This window comes from Pseudomonas sp. GW821-FHT01A09, assembly GCF_058986725.1.
The window spans coordinates 117,561-132,048 of sequence record NZ_JBYSWB010000012.1; the positions used below are offsets into that span (position 1 = coordinate 117,561).

Annotated in this window: 10 protein-coding genes and 1 pseudogene; 6 read left to right on the plus strand and 5 right to left on the minus strand. The window is 62.1% G+C overall.

Going from position 1 to position 14,488, the window contains the following annotated elements; genetic code table 11:
- Nucleotides 1–108: 108 nt before the first annotated feature.
- The gene (locus tag AC3WJP_RS15695; RefSeq protein WP_493722133.1) at nucleotides 109–2,718 is read right to left on the minus strand and encodes a bifunctional diguanylate cyclase/phosphodiesterase; all 2,610 of its coding nucleotides are present in this window, start codon (nucleotides 2,716–2,718) and stop codon (nucleotides 109–111) included.
- 274 nt (nucleotides 2,719–2,992) lie between these two features.
- Here AC3WJP_RS15695 and AC3WJP_RS15700 point away from each other — a divergent pair, with 274 nt between their 5' ends.
- From AC3WJP_RS15700 to AC3WJP_RS15710, 3 genes are all read left to right on the plus strand, one after another.
- The gene (locus tag AC3WJP_RS15700; protein WP_493722132.1) at nucleotides 2,993–4,075 is read left to right on the plus strand and encodes an MBL fold metallo-hydrolase; all 1,083 of its coding nucleotides are present in this window, start codon (nucleotides 2,993–2,995) and stop codon (nucleotides 4,073–4,075) included.
- Between the two features lie 91 nt (nucleotides 4,076–4,166).
- Nucleotides 4,167–5,504, plus strand: a complete 1,338-nt coding sequence (locus AC3WJP_RS15705) for a DEAD/DEAH box helicase (RefSeq protein ID WP_493722131.1) — start codon at nucleotides 4,167–4,169, stop codon at nucleotides 5,502–5,504.
- 223 nt (nucleotides 5,505–5,727) lie between these two features.
- Nucleotides 5,728–5,856, plus strand: a complete 129-nt coding sequence (locus AC3WJP_RS15710; protein WP_493722130.1) for a PA1414 family protein — start codon at nucleotides 5,728–5,730, stop codon at nucleotides 5,854–5,856.
- 60 nt (nucleotides 5,857–5,916) lie between these two features.
- On the opposite strand, the gene AC3WJP_RS15715 is transcribed toward AC3WJP_RS15710, so the two are convergent.
- The 4 genes from AC3WJP_RS15715 to speB form a co-directional block, all read right to left on the minus strand.
- Nucleotides 5,917–7,191 (minus strand): glucarate dehydratase family protein, encoded by a 1,275-nt coding sequence (locus AC3WJP_RS15715; RefSeq protein ID WP_493722129.1) that lies wholly within the window; start codon nucleotides 7,189–7,191, stop codon nucleotides 5,917–5,919.
- A 17-nt stretch (nucleotides 7,192–7,208) separates the two neighbouring features.
- Entirely contained in the window at nucleotides 7,209–8,522 is a 1,314-nt protein-coding gene (locus tag AC3WJP_RS15720) for an MFS transporter (RefSeq protein ID WP_493722206.1), read from the minus strand.
- Between the two features lie 426 nt (nucleotides 8,523–8,948).
- The gene (locus AC3WJP_RS15725; RefSeq protein ID WP_493722128.1) at nucleotides 8,949–10,445 is read right to left on the minus strand and encodes a purine-cytosine permease family protein; all 1,497 of its coding nucleotides are present in this window, start codon (nucleotides 10,443–10,445) and stop codon (nucleotides 8,949–8,951) included.
- Between the two features lie 184 nt (nucleotides 10,446–10,629).
- Nucleotides 10,630–11,580, minus strand: coding sequence for an agmatinase (gene speB / locus AC3WJP_RS15730; protein ID WP_493722127.1), 951 nt, complete (start codon nucleotides 11,578–11,580; stop codon nucleotides 10,630–10,632).
- Nucleotides 11,581–11,813: 233 nt separating this feature from the next.
- Between speB and AC3WJP_RS15735 the strand changes: the two genes are divergently transcribed.
- The 3 genes and pseudogenes from AC3WJP_RS15735 to AC3WJP_RS15745 all read left to right on the plus strand — a co-directional run bounded on the left by AC3WJP_RS15735 (nucleotide 11,814) and on the right by AC3WJP_RS15745 (nucleotide 14,438).
- A complete protein-coding gene (locus AC3WJP_RS15735) occupies nucleotides 11,814–12,707 on the plus strand; it encodes a LysR family transcriptional regulator (RefSeq protein ID WP_493722126.1) in 894 nt (297 codons plus the stop codon).
- A gap of 165 nt (nucleotides 12,708–12,872) precedes the next feature.
- A pseudogene (locus AC3WJP_RS15740) lies at nucleotides 12,873–13,184 on the plus strand (PAS domain-containing protein); the annotation flags it as partial.
- A 219-nt stretch (nucleotides 13,185–13,403) separates the two neighbouring features.
- A complete protein-coding gene (locus AC3WJP_RS15745) occupies nucleotides 13,404–14,438 on the plus strand; it encodes a methyl-accepting chemotaxis protein (protein WP_493722205.1) in 1,035 nt (344 codons plus the stop codon).
- The last annotated feature ends 50 nt before the right edge of the window (nucleotides 14,439–14,488 follow it).

Consider the following 14,488-nt stretch of genomic DNA (forward strand, 5'->3'; position numbering starts at 1 on the left):
AAGGTGTCAGCATCCAATAGCTGGGAGTCTAAGCGACTGCGCCCCATACTGTAAAAAATGTTTTCGGCGGCGCATTTGCTTGCGATTGCGCCAGGCCCGAGATCAGATTTACGCGCTGCGACTGGGCAGGCGGACGCTATCCTGTTCGCTCAACAACCTGCCCAGAGCCGATTTGTCGATCGGCCTGCTCATATAGAAACCTTGCACCTCATGGCAGGCATCGCTGCTCAGGAGTGCCAGCTGCTGTTCGGTCTCGACACCCTCGGCGGTGACTTTCAGGCCCATGGCCTTGCCCAGGTTGATGATCGCCTGCACCACGGCGCGATCGTTGCTGCCCATGGCCATGGCGGCGATGAAGCGCTTGTCGATTTTGATGCTGTCGAAGGGGTAGGTGCGCAGATAGCCCAGCGACGAGTAACCAGTGCCGAAATCATCCATGTTCAGGCGCACGCCCAGCTCCTTGAGGGCGTTCATGATGTGCAGGGCATTGTCGATATCGTTGAGCATGACGTTTTCGGTGATCTCCAGTTCCAGTCGATGGGCGGGCAAACCGGTCTGGATCAGGGTTTCGCGGACATCCGCGACCACGTCGCTGCGGGAGAACTGCGCCGGCGACAGATTGACCGAGACCATCAGCTCGCCCGGCCATAGGCGAGCCGTCTCGCAGGCCTCGCGCAGCACCCAGCGGCCGAGGGGCACGATCAGCTCAGTCTGCTCGGCCAGCGGAATGAAGGCGTCGGGGCTGATCAACCCTTCGATAGGGTGATCCCAGCGCACCAGCGCCTCGACGGACACGATGGTCATGCCGTCGAGCTCGTAGCGTGGTTGGTAGTGCAAGACGAATTCGTGATTCTTGACCGCCAGGCGCAGCTCGTTTTCGAGGTGGCGGCGATGCTGGATCTCCTCGTTCATCTGTGCCGAGAAGTAGCGCCAGGTGTTCTTGCCCTCGGCCTTGGCGGCGTACAGGGCGATGTCGGCGCAGCGGATCAACTCGGTGGGGTCCGCCCCTTGCAGATGGCTTTGGGCGATGCCCATGCTGGCGCCGATGTACAGCTGTTGATCGCCATGAAGGATGGGCTGGCGCAGGTTTTCGATCAGGCGGGCGCAAAAGCGATCGACTTCCTTGTCGTTGGTGAGGCCGCCGAGCACCATGAGAAATTCGTCCCCGCCCAGGCGCGCCACCAGGTCCTGCTCGCGGGTGGCGTCGCGCAGGCGCCGGGCGACTTCCAGCAGCACGGCGTCGCCGACGGGGTGGCCGAGGGTATCGTTGATCGGCTTGAAATCGTCCAGGTCCAGCAGCAGCAAGGTCAAACCCTGGGCATCGCTGGAATTGCCCGACGTGTGGGACAAGCGGCTCAGGGCGTCTTCGAGGTGGCGCGCCAGCAGATTGCGGTTGGGTAGACCGGTGAGGGCGTCGTGCATCGACAGGTGCTGGATCTGCGCGTGGGCGGCGACCTCGTCGGTGATATCGCTCGCCGTGCCGCGAAATCCCGATACCTTGCCATCCATCAGGATCGGCCTTGCCGACACCCGGCAGAAACGCGGCTGCGCCGAGTGGTCCCGGTAGGCGCAGCGCAGATGGGCGGTGTGGACCTGGCCGTCGCGCAGATTGCTCAGCCAGGCGCCGATCGGCAGGGTGTCGCAATGCAGCAGTTGCTCCAACGGCTTGCCCAGCCAATCGTCACTGGTAAAACCGGTCACCGCCACGAAGCGCGTCGACAGGTAGAGGATGTGGCCGTGCTCGTCGGTTTCCCAGATCCAGTCCGAGGCCGCTTCGGCCACCGCGCGAAAACGTTCTTCACTGGCTTCCAGCGCCTGGTTGCTGACTTTCAGGACGCGATAGTTGGAGTCCATCTGCCGCGAGGTGCGCAAGGCGAACCGGAAGAAATAACCCAGCAGCAGGCACAGCACCAGCCCCGCCGCCAGCAAGGGCGGGACCACCGACCACAGCAGGTCGTTGCCTGGGCGTGGCGGGTCCCAGGTCAGACGAAAGCCGGTGTGGCCCAGGTTTAGCTGCGGGCGCGCGGAGGTCTGCACGCCCGGGGCCTCGATCGCCAGGCCGGTAAGGCCGTAGGCCTGGCCCAGCTTGAGCAGTTTGGCCGGGGTCAGCTGGTCGACGAAAATCAGCACTGACAGGCTCGCGGGATCGATCCGCGTACCGTCGTCGCCGGGCTGAATGGCCGCCGCCGAGACCAGTGCCGGCCAGCCATTGAACAGCGCGAAGCGGTCCACCGCGCGCGTTTGCGCTGCGGCGTCCTGGGCGGCGTCGATCAAGCTGCCCAGCGAAGTGTCCAGATACCGCGACACCGGCACATCTGTCAGGCGGCCATTGAACAGGCCGTATTTGGTGGTCTTGCGGTCGACCACGAACACGCCTTCGTAACCGTTGCTGATAAACAACGGATCGCCCAGATTGCGCTCTTTATAGGCCCACTGAATATCGGCGACGCCATTGAGATGGCGATAGGCGCTGTCCCACACGGCAAAGGAGTTGATCAGCGCTGCCGAGGTGGAGGTACGGGTTTCCAGGGCTTTCTGGGTGTAGAAATAACTTTTTTGCAGCTCTTCGCTGTTGAGGTTGCGGGCGATATTGATCAAGGCGCCGATGCCGATCAGGAAGGCTGCGGCAAACAGCAGGCCGATCAGGGCAATCAGCGTGCGCGTATGGGGGGTGTGGGGTAGGGCAGGTAAAGACGAATCCGCATTGGTCTTATTCATTATTGTGCTGATCCCTGCGATTGTGCGTTGGATTGAGTGACCCTGGCACTTTTGCTTCCTGCAAAGAACGCCCTGACGCCTGGGCAGCCCTTGTTTCTAGAGTCTGGTTGTCATACGTAAATGTGTCGAACTCGACGACAGGATGCCGCGAAAAAGCAGACGAGTGGTGTGTGGGCGCGGTTCATGAATTGTCACGTTTATACGACTTCGCATGATTGACTGCGGGCGTATGCTAAGCCCACGTTGCCCACTACCGCCGGGAGTACCTGCTTTCATGACCCAGCCAGCCCGTGACCAAGCCATCGAGCCGACCGATGCGTCGGCTTTCGCCTCGCGCCGTACCAACGGCCAGTTCCGCAATCTGATCGTCATGCGCCGTGACAGTTTTCTGAAAAAGCTGAAAATCGGCTTCAAGTACCTGTTGCTGTCCAAGCCTGCCTACACGCGGCCTTGCGCGCCATTCGTCGTGCAATCCCTCAATCGTCAGCAGTTGCTGGCGACGCCGGACAACAGCGTCTGGCGGTTGGGGCACTCAACGGTACTGATCAAGGCGCGCGGCGCGTTTTTCCTCACCGATCCGGTGTTCGCCGAGCGCGCCTCGCCGGTGCAGTGGGCCGGGCCGCGACGTTTCCATGCGCCGCCCATCGGCATTGACGATCTGCCGCCGCTCAAGGCTGTGATTCTTTCCCACGACCACTACGATCACCTCGATCAGCGGGCGGTGACCCGGTTGGCGAGCAAGGCCGAGCATTTTCTTGCACCGCTGGGGGTAGGCGACCGCCTGATGCAATGGGGCGTACCGGCCAGCAAGGTGCGTCAGTTGGACTGGTGGCAAGAAACCGAAATCGACGGCACGCGCTTCGTCGCCACCCCTTCGCAACACTTCTCTGGCCGCGGCCTGTTCGACAGCAACCGCACACTGTGGGCATCGTGGGCAATGATCGAACCTGACTGGCGGCTGTTCTTCAGTGGCGACTCCGGATATTTCGCCGGCTTCAAGGAGATTGGCGAGCGTTTCGGCCCCTTTGACCTGACGCTGATGGAAACCGGCGCCTATAACGTCGCCTGGCCCCACGTGCACATGCAGCCGGAGGAAAGCCTGCAGGCCCACAAGGATGTGCGCGGGCAGTGTTTGCTGCCGATTCACAATGGCACCTTCGATCTGTCCAATCATGCCTGGCACGAGCCGTTCGACCGCATCACGGCGCTGGCGGCGGCCGACGCAGTGGCACTGTGCACGCCACGGATGGGCGAGCGGGTCGACCTGCTCAAGCCGGGGCAGGGCAGTCAATGGTGGCTGAGCAAGGCCGATTCGACAGGCGTGGAGGCCGCCGAGCTGTCGACCGATAGCCGCTGATTCAACCTCGGCGAGTAAAGAAATTCGGCCTTTGGCGCGGAAACCGTTACGCTATGCCGTTGAATTTCCGAACTGCGCCGAGGTAACACCCGTGTTTTCCCAATTTGCCCTGCACGAACGCCTGCTCAAAGCCGTGGCCGAACTGAAATTTGTCGAGCCTACGCCAGTGCAGGTCGCGGCTATTCCGCTCGCGCTGCAGGGCAAGGACCTGCGGGTAACCGCCCAGACCGGCAGCGGCAAGACGGCAGCCTTCGTGCTGCCGTTGCTCAACCGCCTGATGGGGCCGGCTCAGGTACGTGTCGATATCCGTGTGCTGATCCTGTTGCCGACCCGCGAGCTGGCGCAGCAGACCCTCAAGGAAGTCGAGCGCTTCTCGCAGTTCACCTTCATCAAGGCCGGCCTGATCACCGGGGGTGAAGACTTCAAGGTGCAGGCCGCCATGCTGCGCAAGGTCCCGGATATCCTCATCGGTACCCCGGGCCGTCTGCTGGAGCACCTCAACGCTGGTAACCTGGACCTGAAAAAGGTCGAGGTCATGGTGCTCGACGAAGCCGACCGCATGCTCGACATGGGCTTCTCCGAAGACGTCCAGCGTCTGTGCGACGAAGCCGTCAACCGCGAGCAGACCTTGCTGTTCTCCGCCACCACCGGCGGCGCAGGTCTGCGCGACATGATCGGCAAGGTCCTCAAGGACCCAGAGCATTTGCTGATCAACAACGTCAGTGAACTGGCTTCAGGCACTCGCCAGCAGATCGTCACCGCCGACCATAACGTCCACAAGGAGCAGATCCTCAATTGGCTGCTGGCCAACGAGACGTATCAGAAGGCGATCATCTTCACCAACACCCGCGCCATGGCCGACCGTATCTACGGCCGTCTGGTCGCGCAGGAATACAAGACCTTCGTGCTGCACGGCGAAAAGGACCAGAAGGACCGCAAGCTGGCGATCGACCGGCTCAAGCAGGGCGGCGTGAAGATCCTCGTGGCCACCGATGTCGCGGCTCGTGGCCTGGACGTCGACGGCCTCGACCTGGTGATCAACTTCGACATGCCGCGCAGCGGTGACGACTACGTGCACCGTATTGGCCGCACTGGCCGTGCCGGCAACGAAGGTTTGGCGATCTCGCTGATCTGTCATGGTGACTGGAACCTGATGTCGAGCATCGAGCGCTACCTCAAGCAGAGCTTCGAGCGCCGAGTGATCAAGGAAGTCAAAGGGACCTATGGCGGGCCGAAGAAGGTCAAGGCTTCGGGCAAGGCAGTGGGCGTGAAAAAGAAGAAGGTCGACGGCAAGAAAGCCGACAAGAAGACCGCCGCCAAAGGCCCGACCAAGCGCAAGACGGTCAACCGCCCGAAAGCCGATCCGTTGGTGAGTGGTGATGGCCTGGCGCCGCTCAAGCGTCGCAAGCCAGCACCAGCGGCGGAATAACACTCCCTGTAGCGAGGGGGCTTGCCCCCGATACGGCGTGTCAGTCACCTGATTGCTGGCTGACTCCCCGTATCGGGAGCAAGCCCCCTCGCCACAGAGGCGTTCTGAAATGAAATGTGGCGATATTTGCTGATTTAAGGCAAGCGTTGCTATGGACATCGGACTATCATCAGTTTGAAGCGCAGTAGTTCTGCCGCTCGGTATCACCCTGAAGGGGGGCTGTATGAAAAATCCACTGTACAACTGGCTCCATGACCTCGCCGTCGCACTCGGCCTAGTGCCTCCACCCATGCAACCCGTGCCTGTTCCCACCGACGACAAACGCCGCCAGCCGCCGCCACGCCGCCGCTGATAGCGCAAAAGAAAGCCCGATCATCCGATCGGGCCAAATAATCTGTCCATTCAGTCTCGATCAGAAGCGCGGCTTGACCTGCGTCCAGTCAGGTTTGTACTTGCGCATCTGCTTCACATCGTCACGGCTGCGAATGCCGCACCTCAAGAACTGTTCGTGCAGCTTGCCGAGCTGGTCGTAATCCAGCTCCAGGCCCAGCCCCGGGGTCTTGTTGATCTGCACGCAGCCGTTGACGATCTTGAGTTTGCCTCCTTTGATCACCTCCTCGTCCGGTTCCTGCCACGGGTAGTGGGTGTCGCAGGCGTAATCCAGATTCGGCGTCGCCGCCGCCACATGGGCCATGGCCATCAGGCTGATCGCCAGGTGCGAGTTGGAGTGCATCGACACGCCCAAGCCCCACACATCACACATCTTCGCCAGTGACACGGTATCGCGCAGCCCGCCCCAATAGTGGTGATCGGCGAGCACGATCTGCACGCTGTTCAATTCCACGCTGCGGCGGAACTCGTCGAAGTCGGTGACCACCATATTGGTGGCCAACGGCAGGCCGGTGCGCTTGTGCAGCTCGGACATGCCGTCCAGGCCCGGGGTCGGGTCTTCGTAATACTGCAGGTCGTCACCCAGCAGTTCGGCCATGCGGATGGCGGTTTCCAGCGACCAGTTGCCGTTGGGGTCGATGCGCAACGGGCAATTGGGGAAAGCTTTTTTCAGTGCCTTGATGCACGCCACTTCGTGTTCCGGATCCAGTGCGCCGGCCTTGAGCTTGATGCTCTGGAAGCCGTTCTCGTCGATCATGCGCCGGGCCTGGGCGACGATCTGTTCTTCGCTCAGGGCTTCACCCCAGGAGTCGGGCGCATAGGGCGAATCGATGTGCTGGGCGTACTTGAAGAACAGATAGGCGCTGAACGGCACCTCATCACGGCAACGGCCACCGAGCAAGTCCACCAGCGGCAGGTTCAGCGAACGTGCTTGCAGATCCAGAAACGCCACTTCGAATGCGGAATAAGCGTTGCTCACCGCCTTGCTGGCGTGGGAGCCCGGAGCCAGTTCGGCACCGGCCAGGCTCGCAGGGCGATGCTTGGCCACCACGCTCTTGACCACTTCACGCAGGTGGTTGAGGTTGAAGGGGTCGAGGCCGATCAGTTCGCTTTTGAGCGCGTCCTGAATTGCCAGCGCCGGGGCGTCGCCGTAGCTTTCGCCCAGGCCGATGTAGCCGTTGTCGCTCTCGATTTCGATGATCGAACGCAGGGCGAAGGGCTCGTGGATACCGCTGGCATTGAGCAAGGGCGGGTCACGGAAGGCGATCGGGGTGACGGTTACGCGTTTGATTTTCAAGACTCAGCTCCTAAGACTTAGTGAACCATGGCCGGGCCGGCAGGCTGTGAACCGGCCTTGTCACCTTTGGGTTTGGTCCGCGCGAAGAAGATCACCACAGCGGCCAGCAACGAGGTCGCGGCCAGGCCGTACAGACCACCTTGGATCGAACCGGTTTTCTCTTCCAGAAAGCCGAACACCGTCGGCGCCACAAAACCCCCGAGGTTGCCCAGCGAGTTGATCAACGCGATCACCGCCGCGGCCACCCGAGCATCCAGGTAACCCTGAGGAATCGGCCAGAACAGCGCCGAAGCGGCCTTGAAGCCGATCGCCGCGAAGCAGATGGCCACGAAGGCGAACACCGGGCCGCCGTAAGTGGAGGCGAACATACCGATGGCCGCAATCACCAGGCAGACCGAGACCCATGCTTGCTGAAACTTGAACTTCGCCGCCAGGGCGGCAAAGCCGTACATGGCGATGATGGAGATGATCCACGGGATCGAGTTGAACAGGCCGACCTCGAAGTCGCCCATGTTGCCCATCTTCTTGATCATGCTCGGCAGCCAGAAGGTGGCGCCGTAGATGGTCAGGGCAACGGAGAAGTAGATAAAGCAGAACAGCACGATCTGCCGGTCGGCCAGCAAGCGCATCAGCGAAGGGCGCACTTTGTATTCGGCGTCCTTGAGGCGCTGTTCCTCTTCGATGCAGTCGATAAGCGCTGCTTTTTCAGGCTCACTCAGGTACTTGGCCTCGCTGATGTGCGAGTCCAGCAGGGCATAGACGAAGAAGCACAGCACCACCGAGAAACCGCCCTCGATGATGAACATCCACTGCCAGCCGTGCAGGCCGAGACCGGAGACGTTGAGCAGTGCGCCGGTGACCGGGCCCGAGATCACCGAGGCGATGGCCGAGCCGCTGAGGAAGATCGCCATGGCCTTGCCGCGTTCAGACGACGGCAGCCACTGGGTGAAATAGTAAATGATGCCCGGGAAGAAGCCCGCTTCCGCCGCGCCGAGCAAAAAGCGCAGCACATAGAAGCTGGTCTCGCCCTTGACGAACGCCATGGCCATGGCCACCACGCCCCAGGTCAGCATGATGCGCGCCAGCCAGGCGCGGGCGCCGAAGCGCTGCAGCAGCATGTTGGAAGGGACTTCGAAGATCGCATAACCGACGAAGAACAACCCGGCGCCCAAGCCATAGGCGGCCGCGCCGATGCCAAGATCGGTTTCCATGTGCGAGCGCACGAAGCCGACGTTGACGCGATCGATGTAGTTGACGATGAACATGATCACGAACAGGGGCAAAACGTGCATCTTCACTTTCGAGACTGCCGACTTGAGCGCTTCGCTCATCGGAGTGCCGGATACTGCAGACGGGGTTTTCACATTACATCTCCCACGCGGTTGTTTTTGGAGTGCGGGTCAGCGTATGGGGGCGTCAGGGATATCGGATCGAGTGCGGGAAAAAGGGTGTGCGCGGGGGACGTGCGGGTAGGGCGTAGGACATGGTGACACCTGGGCTTGTTTGTTTTTATGTGGCGGAGGCTAGCCTGATTTGTCCGTTATCGTACAACCAAGGGGGTGTCGCCGCAATGGCTATTCGGTCACGATGTCGCGGTGTTCAGCTGAGCCGAACCGCAACCGGCTGCATTTTCTTGCGGTTTTCCGTCAAACCCTGTGGCGAGGGGGCTTGCTCCCGATCCGGTTTCAGCGACAACATTTTCGTCACTGGCACCCTTAATCGGGAGCAAGCCCCCCCGCCACATTGATTGCGGTGTCTTAACTTAGGCCAACCGCACCCTGCGGCGCTTGCGCAGTGGTACGCCCTGGCCCGTAAACTTCCACGGATTCCGGAAACAGCTTCAACATCAGTCCATAGACCACCGCCGCCAGGCCAAGCGTCACCGGCAAGCTGATATCGATGCCGTCCGCCAGATTGCCCAGCGGCCCGACGAACTGTCCCGGCAGGTTGACGAAGCACAGGCCCACCAGCGCGCTGGGGATCCAGGCGCCTAGCCCGCGCCAGTTCCAGCCGTGGCTGAACCAGTAGCGACCTCCGGTCTCGCCCCGGGTGAATACTTGCAGGTCCTGCGGGCAATACCAGCCGCGACGCACCAGCAGGCCGATGAGCATGATCACCATCCACGGCGTGGTGCAGGTGATGATCAGCACCACGAAGGTCGATACGCTCTGCACCAGGTTGGCGGCAAAGCGGCCGATGAAGATAAAGGCGATCGACATCACCCCGATCAGCAGCGTCGCCTTGACCCGCGACAGCACTCGCGGGAACACGCTGGACATGTCCAGCCCGGTGCCATACAGCGCCGTGGTGCCGGTGGACATGCCGCCAATCACGGCCAACAGGCACACCGGCAGGAAGAACCAGGTCGGCGATACCGCCAGCAACCCCCCGACATAGTTGTTGTTGGTGATGTAGTCCGGTGCCTGGGCCGCGACGATGGTAGCGGTGGCCAGGCCGAACACCGACGGCAGCAGCGTTGCCAGTTGCGCCAGGATCACTGCGCCCATGATGCGGCTCTTGGCGGTGGTTCGCGGGATATAGCGCGACCAGTCGCCGAGGAAGGCGCCGAACGAGATCGGGTTGCTCATGGCCACCAGCGATGCACCGATGAACGCTGCCCAGAAACCGGCCTGACCATGGCTGAGGCTACCGGCGAAGTTGAGGTCGAAGCTCGGGCCGAACGCCAGGATGCCTAGCAGAAACAGCGCACTGGCAGTCCATACCGCGACCTTGTTGACCCACAGCATGAAGCGAAAGCCATAGATGCATACGGTCAGCACCAGCAAGGCGAACAGGCCATAGGCGAGGGCCAGTGACAGATCGTTCTCTGGCAGCTCGACCAGCCGCTTGGCGCCGCCGACCAAGGCGTCCCCCGAGCTCCAGACCGACAGCGAGAAGAACGCGACGGCGGTCAGCAGCGACAGAAACGAGCCGACGATGCGCCCGTGCACGCCGAAATGCGCGCCCGAAGACACCGCGTTGTTGGTGCCATTGATCGGGCCGAACAGACCCATGGGCGCCAGAATTACCGCGCCCACCAGGGTACCCAGCAGGATCGCCGCCAGTCCGGCCTGGAACGACAGCCCGAACAGCACCGGGAAGCTGCCCAGTACGGCGGTGGAAAAGGTATTGGCGCCACCGAAGATCAAACGGAACAGGTCCAGTGGTGTGGCGGTGCGTTGATGGTCCGGAATCTGCTCGACGCCGTTGGTTTCAATCTCGTTGATGCGCTGCGCATTTTTATTGTCGTGCATGATCAGCTCCGAGCATGCGGTGGATTGGTGGCAGTGTTTTGGGTGGGACGATTTTCTTATGGTGTATGTCTGGAAACCTGTAGTGAGGGGGCTTGCCCCCGACTCGGTGCCAGTAGTCAAAGCTTTACTACTGGCACACTGAATCGGGGGCAAGCCCCCTCGCTACAGGTCCAGTGGAGAGCATTCAGCGGTGTACGACACCCGGCAGCACACACAGCATTTCGTACAACAGGTTGGCACCCAGCAACGAGGTATTGCCGGTGGTGTCGTAAGGCGGCGAGACTTCCACCAGGTCGCAGCCGACCAGATCCAGGCCCTGGCAGCCGCGGATGATCTCGATGCCCTGAATGGTGGTCAGGCCACCGATTTCCGGGGTGCCGGTGCCAGGTGCCCAGGCCGGGTCGATACCATCGATATCGAAGCTCAGATACACCGGTCCGTCACCGACCTTGGCCCGCACTTCTTCCATCAGCGGCTTGAGCGACTGATGCCAGCACTCCTCGGCCTGGACTACGCGGAAGCCCTGCTTGCGGCTCCAGTTGAAGTCCTCGGCGGTATAGCCCTGGGCCCGCAGGCCGATCTGCACCACACGATCGCAATCGAGCAGGCCTTCTTCGACGGCGCGGCGGAAGGTGGTGCCATGGGCGATCTTCTCGCCGAACATATGATCGTTGACGTCGGCGTGGGCATCGATATGCACCAGCCCGACCTTGCCGTGCTTCTTGTGGATGGCCCGCAGGATCGGCAGGGTGATGGTGTGGTCGCCGCCCATGGTCAGGGGGATCACATCGTGTTCGAGGATTTCGTCGTAGGCTTGCTCGATGATCCGCACCGAATCGAGCAGATTGAAGGTATTGATCGCGACATCGCCGATATCGGCCACCGACAGCGAATCGAAGGGCGCGGCGCCGGTGGCCATGTTGTACGGACGGATCATCACCGATTCGGCGCGAATCTCCCGCGGCCCGAAGCGGGTGCCGGCACGCAGCGAGGTGCCGATGTCCAGCGGGATGCCGATAAAGGCGGCGTCCAGGCCGGCGGCGCTCTGCAAATGCGGCAGGCGCAGCATGGTAGCGATACCGCCGAAGCGCGGCATTTCATTGCCGCCCAGGGGTTGGTGATAGATTTTTTCCACGGCTGACACCTCCAGTCTGAATCTTCAGGCCCGTTCAAGAGCGGGCAATGCATGGCCGGAGTCTGCGCATTGCCGGGAGAGGGAAGAATCGCTGTCGAGAAATACTTAGTTCAGGATTTTCTGAAGTAAACTCCGCGGCACGGGGCGTGCCCCCGATGAAAGGGTCGGCAATCAATCTGCAGGCTGACACACCGCAACCGGGGGCATGCCCCCTCGCTACAGGATGGTTAGGGATGGGCAATGCGCTGCCGGATTTGAAGCTGCTGCGAATTTTCGTCAGCGTCGTGCGCCACCAGGGTTTCGCCACGGCGCAGCAGGAACTGAACCTGTCGACCTCGGCGATCAGTACCTATATGAGTCAGCTGGAGACGGCACTGGGGATCGTTCTTTGCCACCGCGGCCGTGGCGGCTTCAGCCTGACCAGCAAGGGCGAGCTGTTCCATCAGGAAACCCTGCGCCTGCTGGCGGAGATGGAAGGTTTCGAGCAATACGCTGCGGCGCTCAAGGGCGAGTTGCGCGGCACCCTCAACCTGGGGGTGATCGACTCCACGGTCAACGACCGGGCGCTGCCGCTGGCCGAGGCCATCGGTGCCTATAGCCAGGAACACCCGGCCGTGCACCTGCACCTGTCGGTGCTCAGCCCCTACGAATTGCAACTGGCGGTGCAGGACAACCGCCTGGACCTCGCCATCGGTGCGTTTTCGACGCGCATGAGCGGCCTGGTCTATCAGCCGCTGTATCGTGAGCAGCATTGGCTGTACTGCAGCAGCAGGCATCCGCTGTTCAGCGAGCGGCGGATCCCACCGCAGGTGATAACCCAGCAGCGCATGGTCGGGCGCGGTTACTGGAGCCAGGCGGAGCTGGCGCGTCATGGTTTCAAGCACAGTGCGGCGACGGTGGACAGCATGGAGGCGCAGTTGATTCTGGTGCTGTCCGGCGCCTATGTCGGCTACCTGCCGGAGCACTATGCTCAGCCCTGGGTCGACAAGGGCGACCTGCGGGTCTTGTCGCCCGCGACCTTCGGCTATCAGGCGCCCTTTACCTTGATCCTGCGCCGGGGCCGCAGCCGCGAGCCGCTGATCCAGACATTCCGTGACCTGCTCAAGACCCAGCTCATCCAAGTCTGACGCCTAGTAGCGAGGGGGCTTGCCCCGAAATATCCGTGCGTCAGCGCAATAGCGGCTGGCCGGACCCTTTTCGGGGGCAAGCCCCCTCGCTACAGGCAACTTCACCGCCCTCTGCTAGATTTTCTTCAGTGGATGAACCACCGCCCTTACCGCAAGGAATGCACGATGCGCAATAATTTGCCCGTCACCGAACACGAACGAACCTTTCCTGCCGATCAGCGGCTGATCTCCACCACCGATCTCAACAGCATCGTCACCTACTGCAACGACGCCTTCGTCAGTATCAGCGGTTTTACCTATGACGAACTGGTCGGCCAACCGCACAACCTGGTTCGCCATCCGGACATGCCCGCGAGCGTGTTCGCGCACATGTGGGAGACCATCAAGCAGGGCAAGCCGTGGATGGGCGTGGTCAAGAACCGCGCCAAGAACGGCGACTACTACTGGGTGAGCGCCTACGTCACCGCCATCTATGAAAACGGCCGCATCAGTGGCTACGAGTCGGTGCGCTCGGTGCCCAGCCGCGAGCAGATCCGCCGTGCCTCGGCGTTGTATGCGCGGCTGCGCGCGGGCAAGGCGGCGGTGTCGCCGGTCGCCCGCCTGGGCACAGTGCTGCAACGTGGCTGGCCGTTCGTATTGGCAGGCGCGGCGGCGGTGATCGGCTATCTATGGCTGTCACCCGGGCTCGGCCTTGGCCTGACGCTGGTGGCGATCGTGGCCGCCTGGCTGTTGAGCGGCGCGCTGCAGCGCCAGGGCATCGAGCACACCCTGGCCGAGCACCCGAAATCCTTCACCAGCCCGTTGGTGGCGCTGACCTACAGCGACCGCCCAGGTGCTGAAGGCCGGCTGGAGCTGGCCATGTACAGCGAAGAAGCGCGCTTGCAGACGGCCCTGACACGGCTGGTCGACGCCGGCGTGCGGGTCAAGGCCCGCGCCAGCGAGTCGTCGGAGTTGTCGGGCAGTCAGGCGCAGTTGCTCGACCGCCAACGCAGCGAGACCGATCAGTCGGCCACGGCCATCGCCGAAATGGCCGCGACCATCCAGCAAGTCACGCATAACGTGCAGATCACCGCCAGCGCGGCAGCCGATGCCGATCAACTGGCCCAGCAAGGCAGTGATCTGGCCGAGCAGAGCCTCGCCGCCATGGGCCACATGAGCACGGCAGTGAGCGAAATCGGCCAGGCGGTGAATGCCTTGGCCGAGGAAACTCAATCCATCGGTGGCGTGGCCGACGTCATCACCTCTATCGCCGAGCAGACCAACCTGCTGGCCCTCAATGCCGCGATCGAAGCGGCGCGGGCCGGTGAGCAAGGACGCGGGTTCGCGGTGGTGGCCGACGAAGTGCGGTCGCTGGCCATGCGCACGCGCACCTCCACCGAGCAGATTCATCAGATTATCGCTTCGCTGCAAGCCGGTGCCGACCGTGCAGTGAGCACCGCCAACAAGGGCGAGCAGATTTCCCGCGACAGCGTCAACAGTGTGCAGGCGGTACAAAATGCCTTGGTGGGTATCACCCAGGCGGTCAGCCGCATTACCGGCATGAGTCAGCAGATGGCCACGGCCTCGGAAGAGCAGAGCCATGTCGCCGAGGACATCAACCAGCAGATCACCCGCATTGCTCAGCTGTGCGATCACAGTGCGAGTCAGGCCCGGCAGGGCGCGCAAATCAGTCAGGATCTGGAGCGCATGGCCGAGTACCTGCACAATCTGGCCGAACGCTTCAATCGCTGATCCGGGCTGATCTTTACCTGAGCCCGCCACCGCGCTGTCTCAGGTGCGCC

What these genes read in the sequence shown, in the direction of transcription:
- AC3WJP_RS15695 (WP_493722133.1), bottom strand. Translation starts at nt 2,718, where the DNA reads ATGAATAAGACCAATGCGGATTCGTCTTTACCTGCCCTACCCCACACC.
- AC3WJP_RS15700 (WP_493722132.1), top strand. Translation starts at nt 2,993, where the DNA reads ATGACCCAGCCAGCCCGTGACCAAGCCATCGAGCCGACCGATGCGTCG.
- AC3WJP_RS15710 (WP_493722130.1), top strand. Translation starts at nt 5,728, where the DNA reads ATGAAAAATCCACTGTACAACTGGCTCCATGACCTCGCCGTCGCACTC.
- AC3WJP_RS15720 (WP_493722206.1), bottom strand. Translation starts at nt 8,522, where the DNA reads ATGAGCGAAGCGCTCAAGTCGGCAGTCTCGAAAGTGAAGATGCACGTT.
- AC3WJP_RS15725 (WP_493722128.1), bottom strand. Translation starts at nt 10,445, where the DNA reads ATGCACGACAATAAAAATGCGCAGCGCATCAACGAGATTGAAACCAAC.
- AC3WJP_RS15735 (WP_493722126.1), top strand. Translation starts at nt 11,814, where the DNA reads ATGGGCAATGCGCTGCCGGATTTGAAGCTGCTGCGAATTTTCGTCAGC.